17 protein-coding genes are annotated in these 17,528 nt (G+C 31.7%); 14 read left to right on the top strand and 3 right to left on the bottom strand.

Features of this window, described 5'->3' with window-relative positions; translation table 11 throughout:
• Positions 1 to 1,316: type IV secretory system conjugative DNA transfer family protein (locus tag P6709_RS19555; protein ID WP_278242594.1), on the top strand; the 1,316-nt coding region annotated here is incomplete at its 5' end.
• A gap of 118 nt (positions 1,317 to 1,434) precedes the next feature.
• Here P6709_RS19555 and P6709_RS19550 read toward each other — a convergent pair.
• Together P6709_RS19550 and P6709_RS19545 are read right to left on the bottom strand one after the other, a co-directional pair.
• A complete protein-coding gene (locus P6709_RS19550; RefSeq protein WP_278242593.1) occupies positions 1,435 to 1,989 on the bottom strand; it encodes a hypothetical protein in 555 nt (184 codons plus the stop codon).
• Positions 1,982 to 2,293: a hypothetical protein gene (locus tag P6709_RS19545; RefSeq protein WP_278242592.1), complete on the bottom strand. Its 312-nt coding sequence runs from the start codon at positions 2,291 to 2,293 to the stop codon at positions 1,982 to 1,984. The genes P6709_RS19550 and P6709_RS19545 overlap by 8 nt, the downstream gene beginning before the upstream one ends.
• Positions 2,294 to 2,732: 439 nt before the next feature.
• Between P6709_RS19545 and P6709_RS19540 the strand changes: the two genes are divergently transcribed.
• The 12 genes from P6709_RS19540 (at position 2,733) to P6709_RS19485 (ending at position 14,909) form a co-directional block, all read left to right on the top strand.
• Positions 2,733 to 4,127 carry a MobA/MobL family protein gene (locus P6709_RS19540; RefSeq protein ID WP_278242591.1) on the top strand — a complete coding sequence of 465 codons (1,395 nt, stop codon included), beginning with the start codon at positions 2,733 to 2,735 and terminating at the stop codon, positions 4,125 to 4,127.
• A 312-nt stretch (positions 4,128 to 4,439) separates the two neighbouring features.
• Positions 4,440 to 4,580, top strand: a complete 141-nt coding sequence (locus tag P6709_RS19535) for a hypothetical protein (protein WP_278242590.1) — start codon at positions 4,440 to 4,442, stop codon at positions 4,578 to 4,580.
• Positions 4,573 to 5,340, top strand: a complete 768-nt coding sequence (locus tag P6709_RS19530; RefSeq protein ID WP_278242589.1) for a ParA family protein — start codon at positions 4,573 to 4,575, stop codon at positions 5,338 to 5,340. The genes P6709_RS19535 and P6709_RS19530 overlap by 8 nt, the downstream gene beginning before the upstream one ends.
• Positions 5,330 to 5,728: a hypothetical protein gene (locus P6709_RS19525; protein WP_278242588.1), complete on the top strand. Its 399-nt coding sequence runs from the start codon at positions 5,330 to 5,332 to the stop codon at positions 5,726 to 5,728. The genes P6709_RS19530 and P6709_RS19525 overlap by 11 nt, the downstream gene beginning before the upstream one ends.
• Before the next feature lie 721 nt (positions 5,729 to 6,449).
• Positions 6,450 to 6,614 (top strand): hypothetical protein, encoded by a 165-nt coding sequence (locus tag P6709_RS19520; RefSeq protein ID WP_278242587.1) that lies wholly within the window; start codon positions 6,450 to 6,452, stop codon positions 6,612 to 6,614.
• Between the two features lie 16 nt (positions 6,615 to 6,630).
• On the top strand, positions 6,631 to 6,840 hold the full coding sequence (locus P6709_RS19515; RefSeq protein WP_278242586.1) for a hypothetical protein: 210 nt from the start codon (positions 6,631 to 6,633) through the stop codon (positions 6,838 to 6,840).
• A gap of 169 nt (positions 6,841 to 7,009) precedes the next feature.
• Entirely contained in the window at positions 7,010 to 7,567 is a 558-nt protein-coding gene (locus tag P6709_RS19510; protein ID WP_278242585.1) for a tyrosine-type recombinase/integrase, read from the top strand.
• 251 nt (positions 7,568 to 7,818) lie between these two features.
• Positions 7,819 to 10,539: a class I SAM-dependent DNA methyltransferase gene (locus P6709_RS19505; RefSeq protein WP_278242584.1), complete on the top strand. Its 2,721-nt coding sequence runs from the start codon at positions 7,819 to 7,821 to the stop codon at positions 10,537 to 10,539.
• A gap of 419 nt (positions 10,540 to 10,958) precedes the next feature.
• On the top strand, positions 10,959 to 11,093 hold the full coding sequence (locus P6709_RS19500; RefSeq protein ID WP_278242583.1) for a hypothetical protein: 135 nt from the start codon (positions 10,959 to 10,961) through the stop codon (positions 11,091 to 11,093).
• 695 nt (positions 11,094 to 11,788) lie between these two features.
• Entirely contained in the window at positions 11,789 to 12,124 is a 336-nt protein-coding gene (locus P6709_RS19495) for a hypothetical protein (RefSeq protein WP_278242582.1), read from the top strand.
• 25 nt (positions 12,125 to 12,149) lie between these two features.
• Entirely contained in the window at positions 12,150 to 12,563 is a 414-nt protein-coding gene (locus P6709_RS19490) for a hypothetical protein (RefSeq protein WP_278242581.1), read from the top strand.
• A 216-nt stretch (positions 12,564 to 12,779) separates the two neighbouring features.
• Positions 12,780 to 14,909 (top strand): CHC2 zinc finger domain-containing protein, encoded by a 2,130-nt coding sequence (locus tag P6709_RS19485; protein WP_278242580.1) that lies wholly within the window; start codon positions 12,780 to 12,782, stop codon positions 14,907 to 14,909.
• 334 nt (positions 14,910 to 15,243) lie between these two features.
• On the opposite strand, the gene P6709_RS19480 is transcribed toward P6709_RS19485, so the two are convergent.
• On the bottom strand, positions 15,244 to 16,839 hold the full coding sequence (locus P6709_RS19480) for an RCC1 domain-containing protein (protein ID WP_278242579.1): 1,596 nt from the start codon (positions 16,837 to 16,839) through the stop codon (positions 15,244 to 15,246).
• Between the two features lie 272 nt (positions 16,840 to 17,111).
• On the opposite strand from P6709_RS19480, the gene P6709_RS19475 reads away from it, so the two are divergent.
• Positions 17,112 to 17,528: hypothetical protein (locus P6709_RS19475; protein ID WP_278242578.1), on the top strand; the 417-nt coding region annotated here is incomplete at its 3' end.

Here is a 17,528-nt window from a genome sequence, read left to right as displayed (position 1 = left end):
CTGAAAATTTATCCTTAAGTAGAAATATAAATTTGAAATTAGAAAAATTTTTTCAGCACGTTCTTGTAATTGGGTCAACAGGGACAGGGAAATCTGCATCCGTTTTGATTCCGCAGCTGCTCGCCTTAGATGGTAATATTTCTGTTTTCGTGACAGATCCAAAAGCAGAACTTTTTAGAAAAACATCTAAAGTATTAAAAGAAAAAGGGTTCACTCCAATCCTGTTGAAATTGGACAATCCTGATGTTTCTATAGGATATAACCTTCTTGAAGGATGTAGGGATGAAGACGATGTTAGAAAACTTTCTGAGGGTATCCTGGGGCAAGGGGAATGGTCTGATTTATCTAAAGAACTGTTGAATTCTTTTCTCTTGCGGCAATATGAAATGGGCGGATCGGTCACAGATGCCGTGAAAGATATGAGTGAATGTCCACAGGATATTTTTGAATTGGAACTTGAATATTTCTCCGAAGGAGAAGTAACAGAGAAAACTAGACGTGCATTTAATAAATTTGCGAAGCTCGCTGGAAGTGCTGCAACCGTCTCATCTATTTTTGCTACGGTTCAGTCTAAAACAACCGTATTTGAATTTGATAAAATCAATGAAATTCAAAATAAAAAGCATTTTGACATTACAAAAATGAGATCCAACAAAGTTGTTTTATTTGTTAGTTACCCAGAAGAGGATTCAACTGTTTACCAGCCGTTTTTAAGTTCTTTCTATTATCAGTGTTTTAACCTTTTGAAGAGTCACGATTCCGTGAATGAAGAAAAAGGAGAAATGACGGGTTTTCCGATCTTATTTTTGTTAGACGAATTCGCAAATATCGGTAAAATTCCGAGTTTCGATAATCTCATTTCTACAATCAGATCAAAAAAAATGGGTGTTGAGATCTTCTTGCAGAATATCGAACAAATCACTTCTGTATATGGGAAAGAAACAGCTGCAACGATCTTATCAAACGCAAGCACAAAAATGACAATGTTTGGAAATACGGAAGAAACAAACAAATTTTTCTCTGCTCTTGCGGGGAGTAAAGAAGTCCAAAAAATTAGTCACTCTGATTCTGGAAAAGGAAAAATGAGCAGATCGATTTCTACTCAGGAGAAATCAGTGATCTCCACCGACGAATTGAGACGTTTAAAAGGACATCAAATCCTTATTATCACAAGTAATTTGAAACCCATTGTCGATGATAAAAATTATTATTATATGGACAACATAGATTATTTTGTACATAAACAGAAGTTGAGTGATGAAAATAAGAAAATTATCAACAAATTAATCCGATTATTTTTGTTCTGGAAGAAATAAATCACATTCAGACGTCCAAAACACCCCTTAAAACGGGTTTTAACCATTTCTAGCGTATTTACCTCGAAAAATAAAAAAAGACCCTTAGAAGGTCTTTTTTAAAGCCAAAACACCACCGTTACCTTTCTAACTCCAACTCATATTCTTGTTCCAGGTCGAAATCAAATATCGTTTCCAAAATTCCAGCCAAATTAATATTTTTATCTATTAATTCTTCTAATAGTTGAGCTAGACCTTTAGTCATTTCTTGATACTTCTCATCACCCGAATATTTAAATTCATCACTCAAACTTTCGAGATCAACCTGGATCTCAGGTAACAAGTCGGTTGTGATTGTGTCCTGCATCCCCAATAGCTTTTCCAGACTTTTTTTATTTTTAATTTCAATTTTCTTCTCGTGTTTGATTTTCAAAAAGTCTGCGATTTTTTTCATAACAATCACGTTCTTGTTCAAATCATTTTTCAGATCATCCAACTCTTCTTTTATCTCTCTTTTTTGTTCCTGGAGATTTAGTTCGGCAAATCCTTCTACTTCTCGTATTTCCTCTTCCAAGAACATTTCAATAATCTTTTCAAAACTATCTTCGATCGAAAAGACTACAAGTGAACTATCCCCTATTAACACATTTAATTTTTCGATAATTTCTATTAACTCATTTTTCAAATCACTCATTTTTTTCCCCCTGCTCTCCGAATTTATTTTTTAGATCCCGTGCATTAAAAATTTCAAAATATTCTAGGTATTTACTTAATTGTAAAAGTCTTTCTAGCTCTTGTCTGATTTTTTCATCCCCTTCTACGTTGAGAATACTTTCTGCAACGGCACCCGATTCTATCAAACGCTTAGTCCGTTCCCTTCTTAATTTTTCTTTTCCTTTTTTAATTTTAAGCTTTTGCTTTTTTTTCAGCTCTTCTATTTTCTCCTTCAATTTTTCAATTTGAATATCTTCTTGAGTCATTTCATTTTCATAGTCCATAAAACTCACCTCTTTCTTTTAAATAATATAAAGTCATTTTCTTTTCTTCTTCTCTCTTTTTTCCTTCTCTTTTAAAGAAATATATCTATTTTTTTCTTTTTATAAAGTAAAAAATAAAATTAATTAATCTTTGGCTTTTGATGATTTTAAAAATGGATTTTCCTTCTTTTTTTAAAACGGCTCCGCCGGCTAATCTTGATTAGCACACTTACGCATTCTGACGAAAGCTGTGTGTCCTGCGGAGCTAAGTGCAAAACATCAAAAACATAAAAAAGACCCTTTCCAAAGGGGTCTTTTTGCAACATCAAAAAAATCAAAAAATGTTACTCCGTAACGAACTCCGTTCTTATTTTTTCTTTTTTTCTTCCTTTTCACAGAAAAAGAACTATATTTTATAAAAGTTTTTTCATTCAATTTTATAAAAAAGGGGGTGTCTGATTTGAAAGAAAAGATTTTTCACTTATCTGTCCGTAACATTTCCAGGGTGAAATACAACGTTCCAGACAGGTTCTCCTACAACGTCGGGATTGAAATTAAGGATGAAAAAATAAATAAGAAATATCACAGACCTGCAAAGGCAGCTAAAGACGAGATTGAATCTGAGATGATTTTGAATGCTGCTGCTGACCGCAAATTTAAAGATATTAATACTTACTACAACGAAGCCAATAAAAATGAAAAAAGATTAGATGCACGAGTTTTTAAAGAGTGTGACGTTTGTCTTTATACAGATCTAACCGAAGAAGAGAATAAAGAGCTGGCCAGGAGATTTACTAAAGATATGAGTGAACGGTTTCAGACTCCCATCTCTTTAAGTTTTCATAAATTAGATTCTGATAATCCCCATTTTCATCTTCTTCACTCTGAACGAAAAGTGAATGGCACAGAGTTCGATAAAAAGAAAATGGATGAGATGAGAAAAAAAACTTATTTAAAAGACATCCGAAAAATGTGGGCTGAACATTCCAATGAATTTTTCAAAGAAAAAAATAAAGAGTTGTTTGTAGATCATAGATCTCATAAGATCCGTAAGATCGAAAAAGACCCCCTTCTCCATCAAAATAATTTTGGACCAAAAACTGAAAAAGAAAGAATTAAACAATACAATCATCTGATTAAAATTGAAAGACAAATTCAAGAGAACAAAGAACTTAAAAAAGAGGTCAAAGAAAATTATTATGCAAAGCGCATCGATCGCAACTTACAAAGAAAGGAGGTGAAAAATGTGGAGAAAGCAAAAGTTTTAACCGTGCATCGCCTTTATGAAAATGAAATTCAAAAGCACCAAAAGGATTATCTCGATAAAAGAAACCAGCACAAGGCCCAGCGCGAAAAAAATAAGCAGCACAAACAAGTTTTTGTGGAGAGAAAAATGGATTACAAAGAAAACCGGAGCAAATCAAAAAACAACGTGCGGCTGAAAAAGCAGGATATTATAGATATGAAGTACAAAAATAAAGACTTAAAGGCTGACTTGAAGGGTCTTAGTATCTTCGATCGTAAGAAAAGACGTGACTTGAGAAAAGAAATCACGAAGAACAAGATCAAAATGAAAAAGAAAAAAGTTGAAATTAAAAGAGAAAAATACAAACAAAAAGAAATGTCCCGTAAAATGAACGGCCATAGAAAAGAATTGCACAAGGTGAAGAAAAAAGAATTTGGCCTTTTGAAAGATAAGATGGTCAGTAAAATTAAATTCAAGTCCCTTTCCAGAGAGAAACAAAAGGTAGTTAATAAAAAGTTGGAAAATACAAATGTTATTAGTCTTAAGGATTTTAAGAAAACTCAAAAAGTCCAAAAAATCAAAACGATCGACCGTGCACGAGCCCGTTAAAAGAGACCATTTTGGTCTCTTTTTTTGCACCCACCTAATTTCCTTGAAAGAAATAAAGCGTTTTTCCCAACTTTTTTTACTATTAAATTAATAATAAATTATAATTAAGTTACCATTAATTTGATATTTATTTTACGGATATTTTTAATGTTAAAAAGTATATTAATTTAAATAGTATAATATTATTATAAATAGTATTAAATATAAAATTAAAATAATTGTATATTTGCTAGCAAATATACTTGTAATTTAACTTTATAAATGATATAATATTATTAACAAAGAAAATAGCAAAAAAAGGGGGGCGTTTAGTTGGTTGGTTACTTAGAGCTATTCAAGGAAGAACTTGAAGAGGACTCTTGTGATCTCGTTGAAGTAACTGTTTTGCGAATAGATCCAGAACAACTTATTCTTGATTTTGAAGAACTAAAAAGGGGTGGATGTAATGGGTAAAATATTCTCTGTTATTGCCAACAAAGGTGGAGTTCTAAAGACAACAATTTCAACAAATTTCGCTGCAGAATTATCAAAAAAAAGTAAAGTTTTATTGATCGATACGGATGGTCAAACAAACGTGTCTTTATCTTTCGGAATCAGAAGAAACGAAATTAAAAATTCTCTTTTTGATATCTTAACTGAACCCGAAAATAATCATATAGAAGATTGCATTATCCAAGTTACTGACAATCTTCATATAATTGATTCTGGAAAAGGAATGAACAATTATTCCAAAGAAGAGGATCGAGGAATTGGGGATCTAGAAAAACAGCTTCATCTGATTTCTGATCTTTATGATTATATCGTAATCGACACAGCCCCGGTTTTAAATTTCTCTACCCTGCAGGTTTTATGGGTTTCAGATCAAATAATTATACCATCTCAACCAGAAACATTTGGTCTCAATTCTCTCATTGATACCATCAAATCAATACGAGAATTTGAATCAAAAACGGGCAAAAAAGTAGATATAAATTCAATTATTATAAGTAAATTCGACTCACGATCTAAGACCCATAAAAGGTTCTTAAATGACATAAAAGAAGTGTCAAAGAGAACAGGAATTAAGGTTCTTAAAACCAAAATCCCTAACAGTACAACAGGATCTAACAGCATCGAGGAAGAGCAGATCCCTACAGTATTATCAAAGCGCTGGTACAAACTCAAATCCACTTATTCTAACATCACTCAGGAGGTAATTAAAAATGCAAAATAATAATAAAAATACTAGCAAAAAAGATGATTTTTTTGGAAATATGTTAGATGGTTTAGATAATAATAAAGATACTAGCGTTTCTAGCGGTGAAAAAGATGTTAAAAATATTAGTGTAAAAGCTAATGAAAAAGATGTTAAATCTAAGTTTAAAAATACTGTTAAAAAAGACATTAAGGAAACTAGTGCAAAAGCTAGTAAGAAAGATAGTGTGATTTCAGATATTTTAGAAGAAAAAAGTACGTCCACTTTCTACAAAGGAATTTACTTTGATCAGGACGTTCATCAGGTAATTGAGGAATTTATATCTCAGTCAAGTAAGAAAAATATTCGCAGCTTTGTGGTTAATAAAATGTTAAGAGAAATCTTCAAGAAAAAAGGATTACTATAAAAAATGAAAGTCACCTTTTCTAGGTGACTTTTTCTTTTTCTATTTCATATTTTCTCCTAGAAATTCACCTAAATTATCAAGAAATACTGTTTAATAAATGCTTGAGAATAAAGTTTTTATGGGTGGGGTTATAAGTTTTTTAAAATCACAAAGGGCCTTACAATAAGCCAAGGTGTTAAGATATCTTATTTTTTTGTCATAAATTCAGTTAGTAAAATTATTTTATTTTAATATTATATTTAAAATAAAATAATTGTTTTTTAATATTAAAAATACAATCAAATTAAATACTTAAATCAAATTAAATTTACTAGCAAATATAATTGTAAAATTAATTTTATTTTATAATTAAATTAATTTTTATATAATAATAAAAAACTTTTATATTAAAGATTATTTTAATAATATTTTATTAGTATATTAATAGTATTTAAACTACTTACATTACAATTTTTATCAAATGTGTTAGTGAAAAACAATCAAATACAGATGTGAGATATAGATTTTTCAATGAAATCTTCAAATCTTATTTTTTGAATATTATAAACTATAATAAATCGAACGTATGTTCTTAAAAATTCAAACGTGGATGTGATAAAATGACAGGGCATATACTTAAAAAGAAGGTTTTTCAGGACAGATTAAAGGGTTACACGGTAAAACCTCATCATCCGAGAAATCGTAGCATTAGGATTCTTTTTTGACGAAGGAGGACTTATAAATGGTTGTAAAAAAAGGAACATTCGATCGAGAGAAGTTTGTTGAACACATTAATAAGAAATCCAGACCTGATCCCTCTTCAGATATTTACAAGGAACTTCCTGAACCAGATATCGACAATCACGTTTTTAAAGAAATAAAAAGAATTGTGGACAAACATTCGTGAGATGGAGGGGAGAAAAATGAAGGATAAATTCCTCAAGGAAAAAAAGTTTATTAAGATTCACGGGAAAAACTTGGACCTGGAGAAATACACTTTGGAGTTAAAAAAAAGGTTAGAGAAATCTAAAGATGAGCCTATTCAAGAAATTTACTATCCGAAAGGGCCTGTCTATAATTCACAAAGCCCGAGAGTGCAAGAGGTCCTTAAAAAAATAAAAGGGATACTTTAGGTTTTTATCTTTAAAATGAAAAATACAACACAATTATATTGTGTTGTATTCGAAATGCTTTTAAATCAATGTTTTAACCTTTCCTGTAAAAGAAAAGTTCTGAATACAACATATTTTGGGTTTAAATGAGATAATTTTAGTGTTTCAAATGAGAAATGAGGTTATTTATTTGAATCGTACTGAACCGATTAAGGATTTAAAAAAGATAAGGAAGTTGTCTAATCATTTCCAAGGGAACAATGACAGAGATTATATTTTATTTCAATGTTTTTTGTATCTTGGATTAAGAACACAGGATACTCTTAAGTTAAGAGTGGGAGATGTAAGAAATAAATATAAAATTCATTTCAAGGAACAAAAAACCGGAAAAACCAAAATCATCGAAATTAATCCGAATTTGATAGAAATATTAGATCAGTATATAAAAGAGATGAATGATCAAGATTATCTTTTTCCTTCTCGAAAAAAGAACAGTGACGGATCTCAAAGACACATTACCAGAGAACAAGCTTTCAGACGACTACAAATTGGCGGAGAAGAAATAGGTATCCCCTTGTCTGGTCACGTTTTGAGGAAGACTTTTTGTTATCATTCTTTCAAAAACGGGACTCCTCTACACGTATTATCTGAACTTCTGAATCATAGTTCAGAGTCAATGACGCGGCGATACATTGGATTGGGACAAGAAAATATTAAGCAAGCTTATTTCTCAGTGGATTTTGGCTAATTAATACATTGCAATACAAAGTCTTGCTGAAGTGATTACAAATATCATCTTGCAATGCTCGTTAGAAATGAGCTATTGATCTAAATAAAAAACTACCGTTTTTTCACGGTGGTTTTTGTCGTTTTGCAGGATTAATTTGTAAGATAAGATGTTAATATTGGGTACAAAGATAGTGTTGCGCTGTATAACTAAATAATGCTCAACTATTACTTCGTAATGCGAAGTAATACAAAAGGAAGGAAGAATACCATATGGCAATGCTCAGTTGGAATGAAATCAGGTCCAGGGCAATTAAATTTTCGAGTGAATGGAAAGAAGTAAGTGACGAAGATGCAGAAGCTAAATCATTTTGGGATGATTTTTTCAATGTTTTTGGAGTCTCGAGGAGGAGGACAGCTGCATTTGAAAAAAGAGTAAAAAAAATTGATGGAAAGAATGGCTTTATCGATTTATTGTGGAAAGGAACTCTCTTGGTTGAACATAAGTCAAAGGGAAAAGATTTAAAGAAGGCTTTTGATCAGGCTCGAGACTACTTTCCTGGGTTGAAAGATTCTGAACTTCCTAAGTATATTTTGGTATCTGATTTTGAAAATTTTGTATTGTATGATCTGGAGGACGGAGGACGGCGGTCTTTTACTTTAAATAATTTTCACCAACATATCGAGTTATTTGGATTTATGGCTGGGTACCAAAAACAAGAATTTAAAGAACAAGACCCTGTAAATATTAAAGCAGCTGAAAAAATGGGTGAGCTTCATCGTAAATTAAAAGATATTGGTTATACAGGACACAACTTAGAGATTTACTTGACGAGGATATTATTTTGTTTGTTTGCAGATGACACTGGAATTTTCGAAAAAAACTTATTTAGAGACCTGATCGAGCAAGGAACTCGGGAAGATGGAAGAGATTTAGCATTACATATACAAAATGTTTTTCAAATTTTAAATACTCCAAGAAACAAAAGGCTTTCGATCATTGATGAACTTTCTGATCGCTTTCCGTATGTTAATGGGGGATTATTTGAGGAAAACTTATCTCTAGCGTCCTTTGATTCTGAAATGAGAGAACTTTTGCTAGAATGTTCTATTTTAGACTGGGGCAAAATATCGCCGGCTATTTTTGGATCACTCTTCCAAGCAGTTATGAATCCAGATCAAAGAAGAGAACTTGGAGCACACTACACTTCGGAGGAAAATATTTTAAAGGTAATTAAATCATTGTTCCTGGATGAACTATGGGAAGAATTCGAATCTGTAAAAAAAAATAGTAAGAAATTAGAGGGCTTTCATAAAAAGTTAAGTACATTAAAGTTTTTTGATCCAGCCTGTGGGTGCGGTAATTTCTTAATTCTCGCTTATCGTGAGTTGCGTTTACTAGAATTAGAAATACTCAGAGAGCAGTTGAAAGACAAAATGGTATTAGAAATTGATCTTTTGGTATGGATCGATGTAGATCAATTCTATGGAATAGAAATTGATGATTTTTCAGCTCAAGTAGCTTCGGTAGCTCTTTGGTTAATGGACCATCAAATGAATATGGAGATCAGTAATGAATTCGGAGAATATTTTGTAAGGTTACCTTTAACTAAAAAACCAAATATATATCAAGCAAATGCCTTGAATGTTGATTGGAATGAAATTATAGACAAAAAGGAATTGAGCTATATTATTGGAAACCCTCCTTTTGTGGGATCATCTTTAATGAATGAGCAACAAAAAAAAGATTTGAAACCAATTACGGAAGTGATAAAAAAATCTGGAGCATTGGACTATGTAGCAGGTTGGTATGTGAAAGCTAGTGAGTACATTCAATCCACAAAAATTAAAGTTGGATTAGTTTCAACAAACTCAATAATACAAGGAGAGCAGGCTATCGTTCTATGGAAATACCTGTTCTATACTAAAAGAATTACAATTCATTTTGCACACCAAACTTTCAAATGGACGAACGAAGCGAAAGGAAAAGCTGCAGTTTTTTGCGTAATTATAGGTTTTAGCAATCTTATTGATTTAAATAAAACATTGTATACTTATCCGGATATCAGTGGATCTCCAACGGTTTCAAAACCTAAAAACATAAATCAGTACCTTTTGGATGCTCCAACAGCCTTTATTGATGTTAGATCAAAACCGATTAGCGATGTAGAACCTATGTTGTACGGCAGCAAACCAGTGGATGGTGGATATTATCTATATACCAATGAAGAAAAAGAAGCGTTTATTAGACAAGAGCCGTTATCCTCAGCTTATTTCAGAAAGTGGGTAGGTGCCAGAGAATTAATTTCAGGGAAGAATAGATATGTACTTTATTTAAAAAATTGCCCTCCGAATGAATTAAGAAAAATGCCATTAGTCCAAGAAAGAATATCGGCCGTCCGAGAAATGCGATTAAACAGTAAAAAAGCTTCTACAAGGCAATGGGCTGACTTCCCCACTCACTTCACAGAAGACAGAGTGATAGAAAATAAAATGCTCATAATACCGAGAGTAACTTCAGAAAACCGGAAAATTATACCGATCGGATATTTTGACTCCAATACTATCTGTAGTGATGCAGCATTTCAGATTGAAGATGATACTAAATACATTTTTGGCATTTTAAATTCCAATATGCATATGGTTTGGATGAGAACAGTAAGTGGGCGCTTAAAAAGCGATTATAGGTACTCTAATACGATCGTATACAATAATTTTGTATTTCCGGAGGCAAGTGAGAAAAAGAAAATTGAGATCCAAAAAATTTCTGAAGACATTTTAAATATTCGAGAAAAATATATGGAAACAGGAAGCACTTTAGATGATCTCTATCACAACCTTACAATGCCAAAGGACTTGATGAGAGCTCATCAGACTTTAGATAAAAGTATTGAAAAGCTATACGGAAAAAAATTCAAAAGTGACAACGATCGCGTGGAATTTTTATTTAAACTTTACTTAGAAAAGGTGCTTGAAAAAGACACAAAAACCTAAACGTATAAATGGTGATAGTTAAAACAGCACTGAGGCTTGATTCTAGTGCTGTTTTTTCATTGAACGCATAAAAGGTGATAATTAAATCCAGATTTGAGGCTAACGTCAGCTTGAGATTTAGGAACGCATAATAAGAGAGAGTTCAGAAAAGTAAATCAGAAAAAATAATAGTCAAATCCCAAAGTTGATTAAATTTGACTATAAAGTGGATAAAATATATGTTTTCCTTTGATTTTCATACCAATTCTCTCTAATACTGATTTGACAACGATTTTAATATTGACGAATAAATCTATATGTAGTATTAACATTAAATTTCATAGTACTATATGTTGTGTTTACGCCGTTTGTGAAGTAAAATAAAGGTTATAGAAACGAGGTGAGATAACTGGAAAAATGAAAAAAGGGAGGTGTAAATAATGACTAGAAAAGTTAGTATTTCTCAATTCAAATCTCAGATGAGAAAAATTGAACGTAATCTTCAAAGAGATGTGAAAAAATTTGAAAATGATATAAATAAACAGATTAAAAAAGAAATTCGTCGAACCAACTAAAATTGTTCGTTATAAAGTTTGTTATAACCTATGGTTATAACAATAAATACTGTAATAAATAGGTTTGTTGTAATCTAAAAAGTGTTTGTTTACAATTAAAATGGAGGTGGAATTGTTCCATTTAAAGAAAAACAGGGGGTGCGAAAAATGTCGAAAAAGGTACGAGTACGAGTACGAGTAAAGATAAAAAGAAAAAACTTCTAATCAAAGTGCTGGAACACAGATGATAGAAGTTTCTTCAATAAAAAAACATATTTTAAACTAATATAACTCTGTTCAATATAAAAATAAACCTCAAAACAAATGTTCGTACGTTTGGTGACGCGAAAGGGGTGGGGAAATGGCTAAATCAAGTTCAAGGAAGACATCAAGTTCAAGACTTTCAAAAAAAGCTTCTGCTGTATTGAGGGACAAGCGATCTGGAAAAAAAGCGAAATCGCTTGCAGGCTCGGTGCTAGCACAATCTAAATAATTACGTATAGTAAGCAGCTGATATTTAAATTATCGGCTGCTTTTTTTTTTTTTTTTGAAAAAATGATTTAAAAAGGAATATAAAGCGAATTATATAAATATAGACAATAATAAGGACAAATAAATGTGCAAATAAATGTTCAAAAATATGACCTTTTTTCTTGAAATTGAATATACTAAAAGATATACTGGAGGTGTAAGAGATGGTTAAGGAGGAATTCAAGATGCCAACCAAATTTCTAGAAAGAGAAGCAACGTTAGCAGCACGCGACTTGCGTACATTGTCACAAAAAGCTCTTGTAGAAAAAGTACAACATTTAGATAAACTAGGTTTGATTATAAATGATCAGCTGAGTATTGCAATGGTCTCCTGGAATAGATATGAAGAAATAGTTGATCTGATTGAAAAACAAAATGATTTAATTTCTCAGTTAGAAAATTATATAGAGGATACGGAACTGGCAAAAATGTATGACGATCGAGCAAGAAAAATTGAAAAAGGTGAAGTAGAAACATTTGAATTTAATTCAGCTAAAGAATTATTTGAGATGTTAGATTAGTCAGGGGTTAAAGGGGGATAAATGTTTGAAACGGAACTATAAGATGAAGAGTAGTAATTACTTCAGAGAAGACTTAAAGTTTATTCGAGACAAAAAATTTGTAGACCCCTCTGATTGGGGTCTTTTTGAAAAAGAATTACAAGTTGAATTTGAAAAACTGGATGAAGACTGGAAGGAGCATAGTAAAGAAATTACTTTTGGACCACTGTCTCCTTATGGTTATAGAAAAAGGTATATGCATTCTATTCCTTTACCTCATAAACAAAAGAGAAAGTGGCCGGATCTCCGTTCTGACTTTAGGATTGTATTTAATGTAAATGAAGAGAAGAAAGAGATATTCTACTTTGCAATTGGAAAGAGGATTAAGAAGGTTGATCCACGAGATCCCGATGACATATGGACTCTTTTAAAGCAAAGAACTCCTCCAGAAGAAGAATAATTACATATAAAAAGATCGCTGCTACCAACAGCGATCTCAAAATCAACGTGCACCCTAAAACCGCAAAATTTTAAGGGCAATAGTATAGTTACTTTTTATTTTAATCAGTGTAAATATATTTATCAAGTATAAATATATTATTCTTTCACTGTTTTTTATAAAAAATGATTGTTTTATGGGTGCACACACTTTTAATAAAAAGGGTGTGTATTTTTTATGAATGAAAATAACATTTTACATAGATTTATAAGTCTTTTTAGAAAGGAAAATGAAGAAATCATTGTTCCATTAATTAAAGAAAATCCGGGTGCAAAATCATTTTTCAATAACAACAGAACTGTTTTTCATCCGAGTACAATTTCAAATGATTTTCAGAATGATTTAAACAAAATTGTTCTGAAAGAAAGAATGAACAATTGTGAGTTTAAATTCTTTCCCAAGCACTACAATGAAAATGGTTACGGAGTATTTTTCATTCCTAATATAGGGGGGAAAACGAACTCTAATATTAAAGAAGTGAGATCCTGGTTCTGTGACATTGATTATGGAAAAATCAAAGAGAAATTCGAGACTGAACAAGAAATGGAAAAAAGAAAAAAGGAACTCGAAGAAACGGGAAATTTCCTCTTTATTGATCCATCAAAAAAAGAAAATATAAAAGGTACTTTTTATTTTCTTACTGGTGTCTATAAACAAGACTTTATCTCAAAGAAGAAAACAGCTTTTCTTGAGGATCATAAAAATGATCTTAAGAAATCTTCAATTGCTGAAACTTACAGTGGTTTTCACATTTATTTTCTTTGTGAAAGTGGATCTTTAGAAAACTTTAAAAAGGTCCAGGAGTCACTTTCTTTCAAGTTTGGCGGAGATCCACAAGTTAAAAATGAATCCAGAATGATGAGATTGCCTGAATTTGATCACAACAAATACGATGACCCATTTTCAGTGAAAGTGATTCAATGGAGTGAACATAGATATACAGAATCAGAATTGTTAAAAGAACTGAATATCACGTTCTCAAATCAACAAAAAGGGTTTAAAAAGAGGCAGAGGATAGAGAAAGTGAGCTATATGTCTGGAGTAGTCACTTCATTTGTTGAGAAGACAAAAAAAACCGACTCTGACCTTGAATTTATTTCTTTTAAAAAACCATCAAAGGAAATGACTTTCAAAGAAACGATCGAGGAAATTCTTTCTTTGCCCATTTCTAACTTTGTAAAGAGTCCAGAAATGGAACTAGGGAATAAAATTCACTGTCCTTTTCACGAAGATCACAATCCGTCTGCTACCATTTTTGAAAGTGATTCTGGTCAAGAATTATTCCATTGTCATTCTTGCGTAGATCTAAATTCAATGAACATAATTAAGTTATATCAGTTACATACAAATAAATCTTATAGAAAATCGATAACTGATCTTTCGAAGATGGTTGGAATTAAGGTTATCAAAACTGTTTTTGAAGAATCTCAGTTTGAGAAATACCGAGACAATCGGGATTTCATAGACGAAATCGAGAGTTTACCTTACGCAAGTTCTTATCTTTTAAAATACTCCAGATCTCTCTTACTAAGATTATTTAATGACCAAGGAGAATCAAAAGTAGTTCACGAAGATTTTCAATTCGAAGGACACAATATTTTTTTCGCTTCAATGCGTCATCTTTCTCGTGAATTCGGTCTAGGTAAAAAATCTGTCCCTCTTCAAACAATACAAAATAATCTTTTTCTGTTTCAACTTCTTGGGTTAATCAAAAGAGTACCTCCTAAAAACATCCCTGAACGTCTTTTAAAGCGTTCAGAAAAAGAAATGGATATAAGGAAGTCAGAACTTCAAAAACAGGGTACAGAAGGAAAAATAAAGTCTCTGGGATACAGAATGATTAATTATTACATTGTGACTAACTGGCAGGATGATTTTATGGAAATTGAAAGTGCAGCACGAAAATTAAAAGAGATTAATTTCTCTTTCAAGAATCACAGAAACAAATTTTCAATTGAATCCATTTTCGGAAAAAAGATAGCAAATGAGATTTTTCCAGATGAACGAAAATTACCTGGGCGTTTTGTTACTATTTCTAATCTTTTAGAAAAAGAAATAGAACAAAACATCAATAAAAAAGGATTTGCTGTTAAGGAAGAGATAATAAGAAAAACGATCAGAGTGAAGTCAGAGGGTAAGTACGTAAAAGCCACTCTAAAAGAGAAAGAAGATGTTTTTAGAAGGGTTTTTTCTGGATACAACAAGTTCTCGATTAAACAAGTTAGATCATCCAATAAGAAAAGAGAATTAGGATTAATAGATGATGGAAAGACTGTATCTGTGATTTACCCTGCAAAAAAAGAATAATTATGTCCCTAAAAAATACCCAAAACCCCCCTTAAATGTTGTTACACCAACGTTTAAGGGGGGTTTTTATAGTTTAGTACAATAAGTAGTACTAAGAATTCTTCTTTCTATACTTATTGTACTATTAAACTTTAAAACAGCTAAACTCGTTGGTACGATTGATCTTAAAGATTCTTTTAATGTAGTTTCTAGGGACATAAAAATATTTTTGAGGATGCATTTTAATAGATTTTAATGTAAACATAGCAATTGGGTTGAGATTGTCACAGGTATAGAGTGTAATTTGAAAGGCTATTTTAAATCTTCGTATATATAGGTACGAGAGTTTTTATTTTTAGGGGCTGGATGAAAGTGTGAAGTGAACACTTCCTGTGTAATAACCAGCAAGAGTTTTATTAGAAAAATTAAGTGTTACATCTTCTGATTTCAGTGTTATTTGGTTATTTCCCGAACCTTGGATTCCTGGTTTTACACTTACTAATGTAATAGGTGTATTATTATTAGGAATAATTTCAACTGGTCCATTGCAAAGGGTACAGTCTATTTTTACAAGGGGATCTAACATTTCGAATATGTTGTTCTCGTGTACAAATGGATCAAAACTAATCTGTAAACTCCAACCTTCGTGTGTCCCTCTAAAATCATTCACAGTCAGATTAAAATCACTGGTTAATTTAGATTCAGTCTGACTTTTCTCTACTTGAATTTTTTCAAATGTAAATGCAGGATCATTTATCAGTTCCAGGGGCCCGGGATTTATATTTATTATCATTTCTGAGTTAAATAATGTTTCAAATCCTGTCAGTGCTACAGGTTCCCCCTGTATTTGATCATCTACACCATTTAAATATCCTATAGAAACGATCGTATTATCTTCCAAAATAAAATAACTTGAAAATCCTCCTGTAAAAATATCTTTAACTGCATACGAGTCCAATTCTTCAATCTTTTGTAGTGTTTGAACTTCCATATCTAGACTTGATCCAAGTTGCGAATAATCATTCCAACCATATCCGTAAATTTTATTCTGATCTGTTAATACTAAAAAATGATAAGCACTCGAGGAAATTTCTTTAACATTGTTTTCAAATAACTTTGGTGTTAATAAGGTGGGGTAATAATATGTATCTGGTATGGAAGGATCTCCCCATTGGTACAATTCCCCTGACTTTTTTAATGCAAAGCTCGTATTTTGCATTGTTTCTATTTCTTTTATGTTTTCTAATCCATTCACAATAGTAGGAGTGAACTTATTTTGAGTTGTTCCATTTCCTAGCTGTCCATAATTATTCTGTCCCCAGGTAAGAACTTGACCTTCTGATGTTAAAGCTAATGAATAAAAACTGGTGTTATTAATACCTTTATTCAACTTGATATCCACTATATTTTCCAAAGTGGGAATTGTAATTGGAGTGTTAACTGGATTTTGATGTCCAAGACCAGACTCACCTCTTGAATTTAACCCCCAGAAAAGAACACTTCCACTTTTTAAAATTGCATAGTTGTATCCTCTATTCGTTCCTACAATTTTTTTAATTTGATGACCGTCGAGTTCTGAAATTTTAATAGGTGTATTTTCAATGTTGCTTGAATTTTGGAGAAAAGATCCTTTCCTTCCATCCCCCCACCCCCACACACTACCGTCCGGTTTAATCCCAAAACTAACTCCTTGCCCTTTGAAAACGTGTTGCATACCTTTTAAATTTTCTACTCTTACTGGAACAGATTCAAAATAATTAGGTTCTTCAAGTGCGTGATCATAATTTTCTAACTCATCACCCGGAAATCCCCAAATATATACGTCGTTTTTTGTGTGAAACATTTGCATCCAGTCGGAACCTTGAATCTCAATTGCTGCAGCTTGTGAATTTTTCAATGGGAGTACAAAACCGATCAAACACACAATGGCCAAAAACATTTTCTTTATCATCTATCTCACCTCTTTTCGTTAGAATTTTTGAAAAGTATATATTTTTTCTTTATAAAATCAATTTTTTACTATTATTCGTCATTTTTTTGGAGCAGCTACCGCCCTAAGGTTGGTGGATTGTGAACAAAAATAAAAGTCCAACACCAGGACTTTGACTTTTGTTCACAATTGTATTAAAAACACTTAAAACATTGATTTATCAGGACTTTTGAATATATTCCCTATGCTTTAACCGGTTATTTTAATGTAAATTTTTATAAGGAGGTATAGAAATGTCTAATTTTAGTTTTCGAGAAGCACTGTTGCTAGCCAGCGTTTTCTTGAATTTATTTTTAAGCTATATGATTACTAAAATGTTAAATAAAGAGCAGAGTTCATTCCTGTCGGGGGCGAGTGGTGGTATCGATACCTCTTGGATCGTGAGTTTTGTTATTACATTTGCAGTTCTAATGATCTTCACGGGGGTTTTATTGTTTATCTTTTTTAGGAAATTTTCAGGGGGAAAAGTCAACAGTTCCTCTCGAATAATTACGTATAAACAAGTCAAAAGTGAACAGAATTCATCCAACAATCATTTTCTTGTTACTAGAGGAATGAAAGGGTATTTACATCCTGAAAATTTATCCTTAAGTAGAAATATAAATTTGAAATTAGAAAAATTTTTTCAGCACGTTCTTGTAATTGGGTCA

Origin of the sequence: Jeotgalibacillus sp. ET6 (assembly GCF_029667115.1) — a bacterium.
GTDB lineage: Bacteria > Bacillota > Bacilli > Bacillales > Jeotgalibacillaceae > Jeotgalibacillus.
The sequence above is the reverse complement of the archived record's forward strand: the minus strand, read 5'-3'. Positions and strand labels throughout refer to the sequence as shown.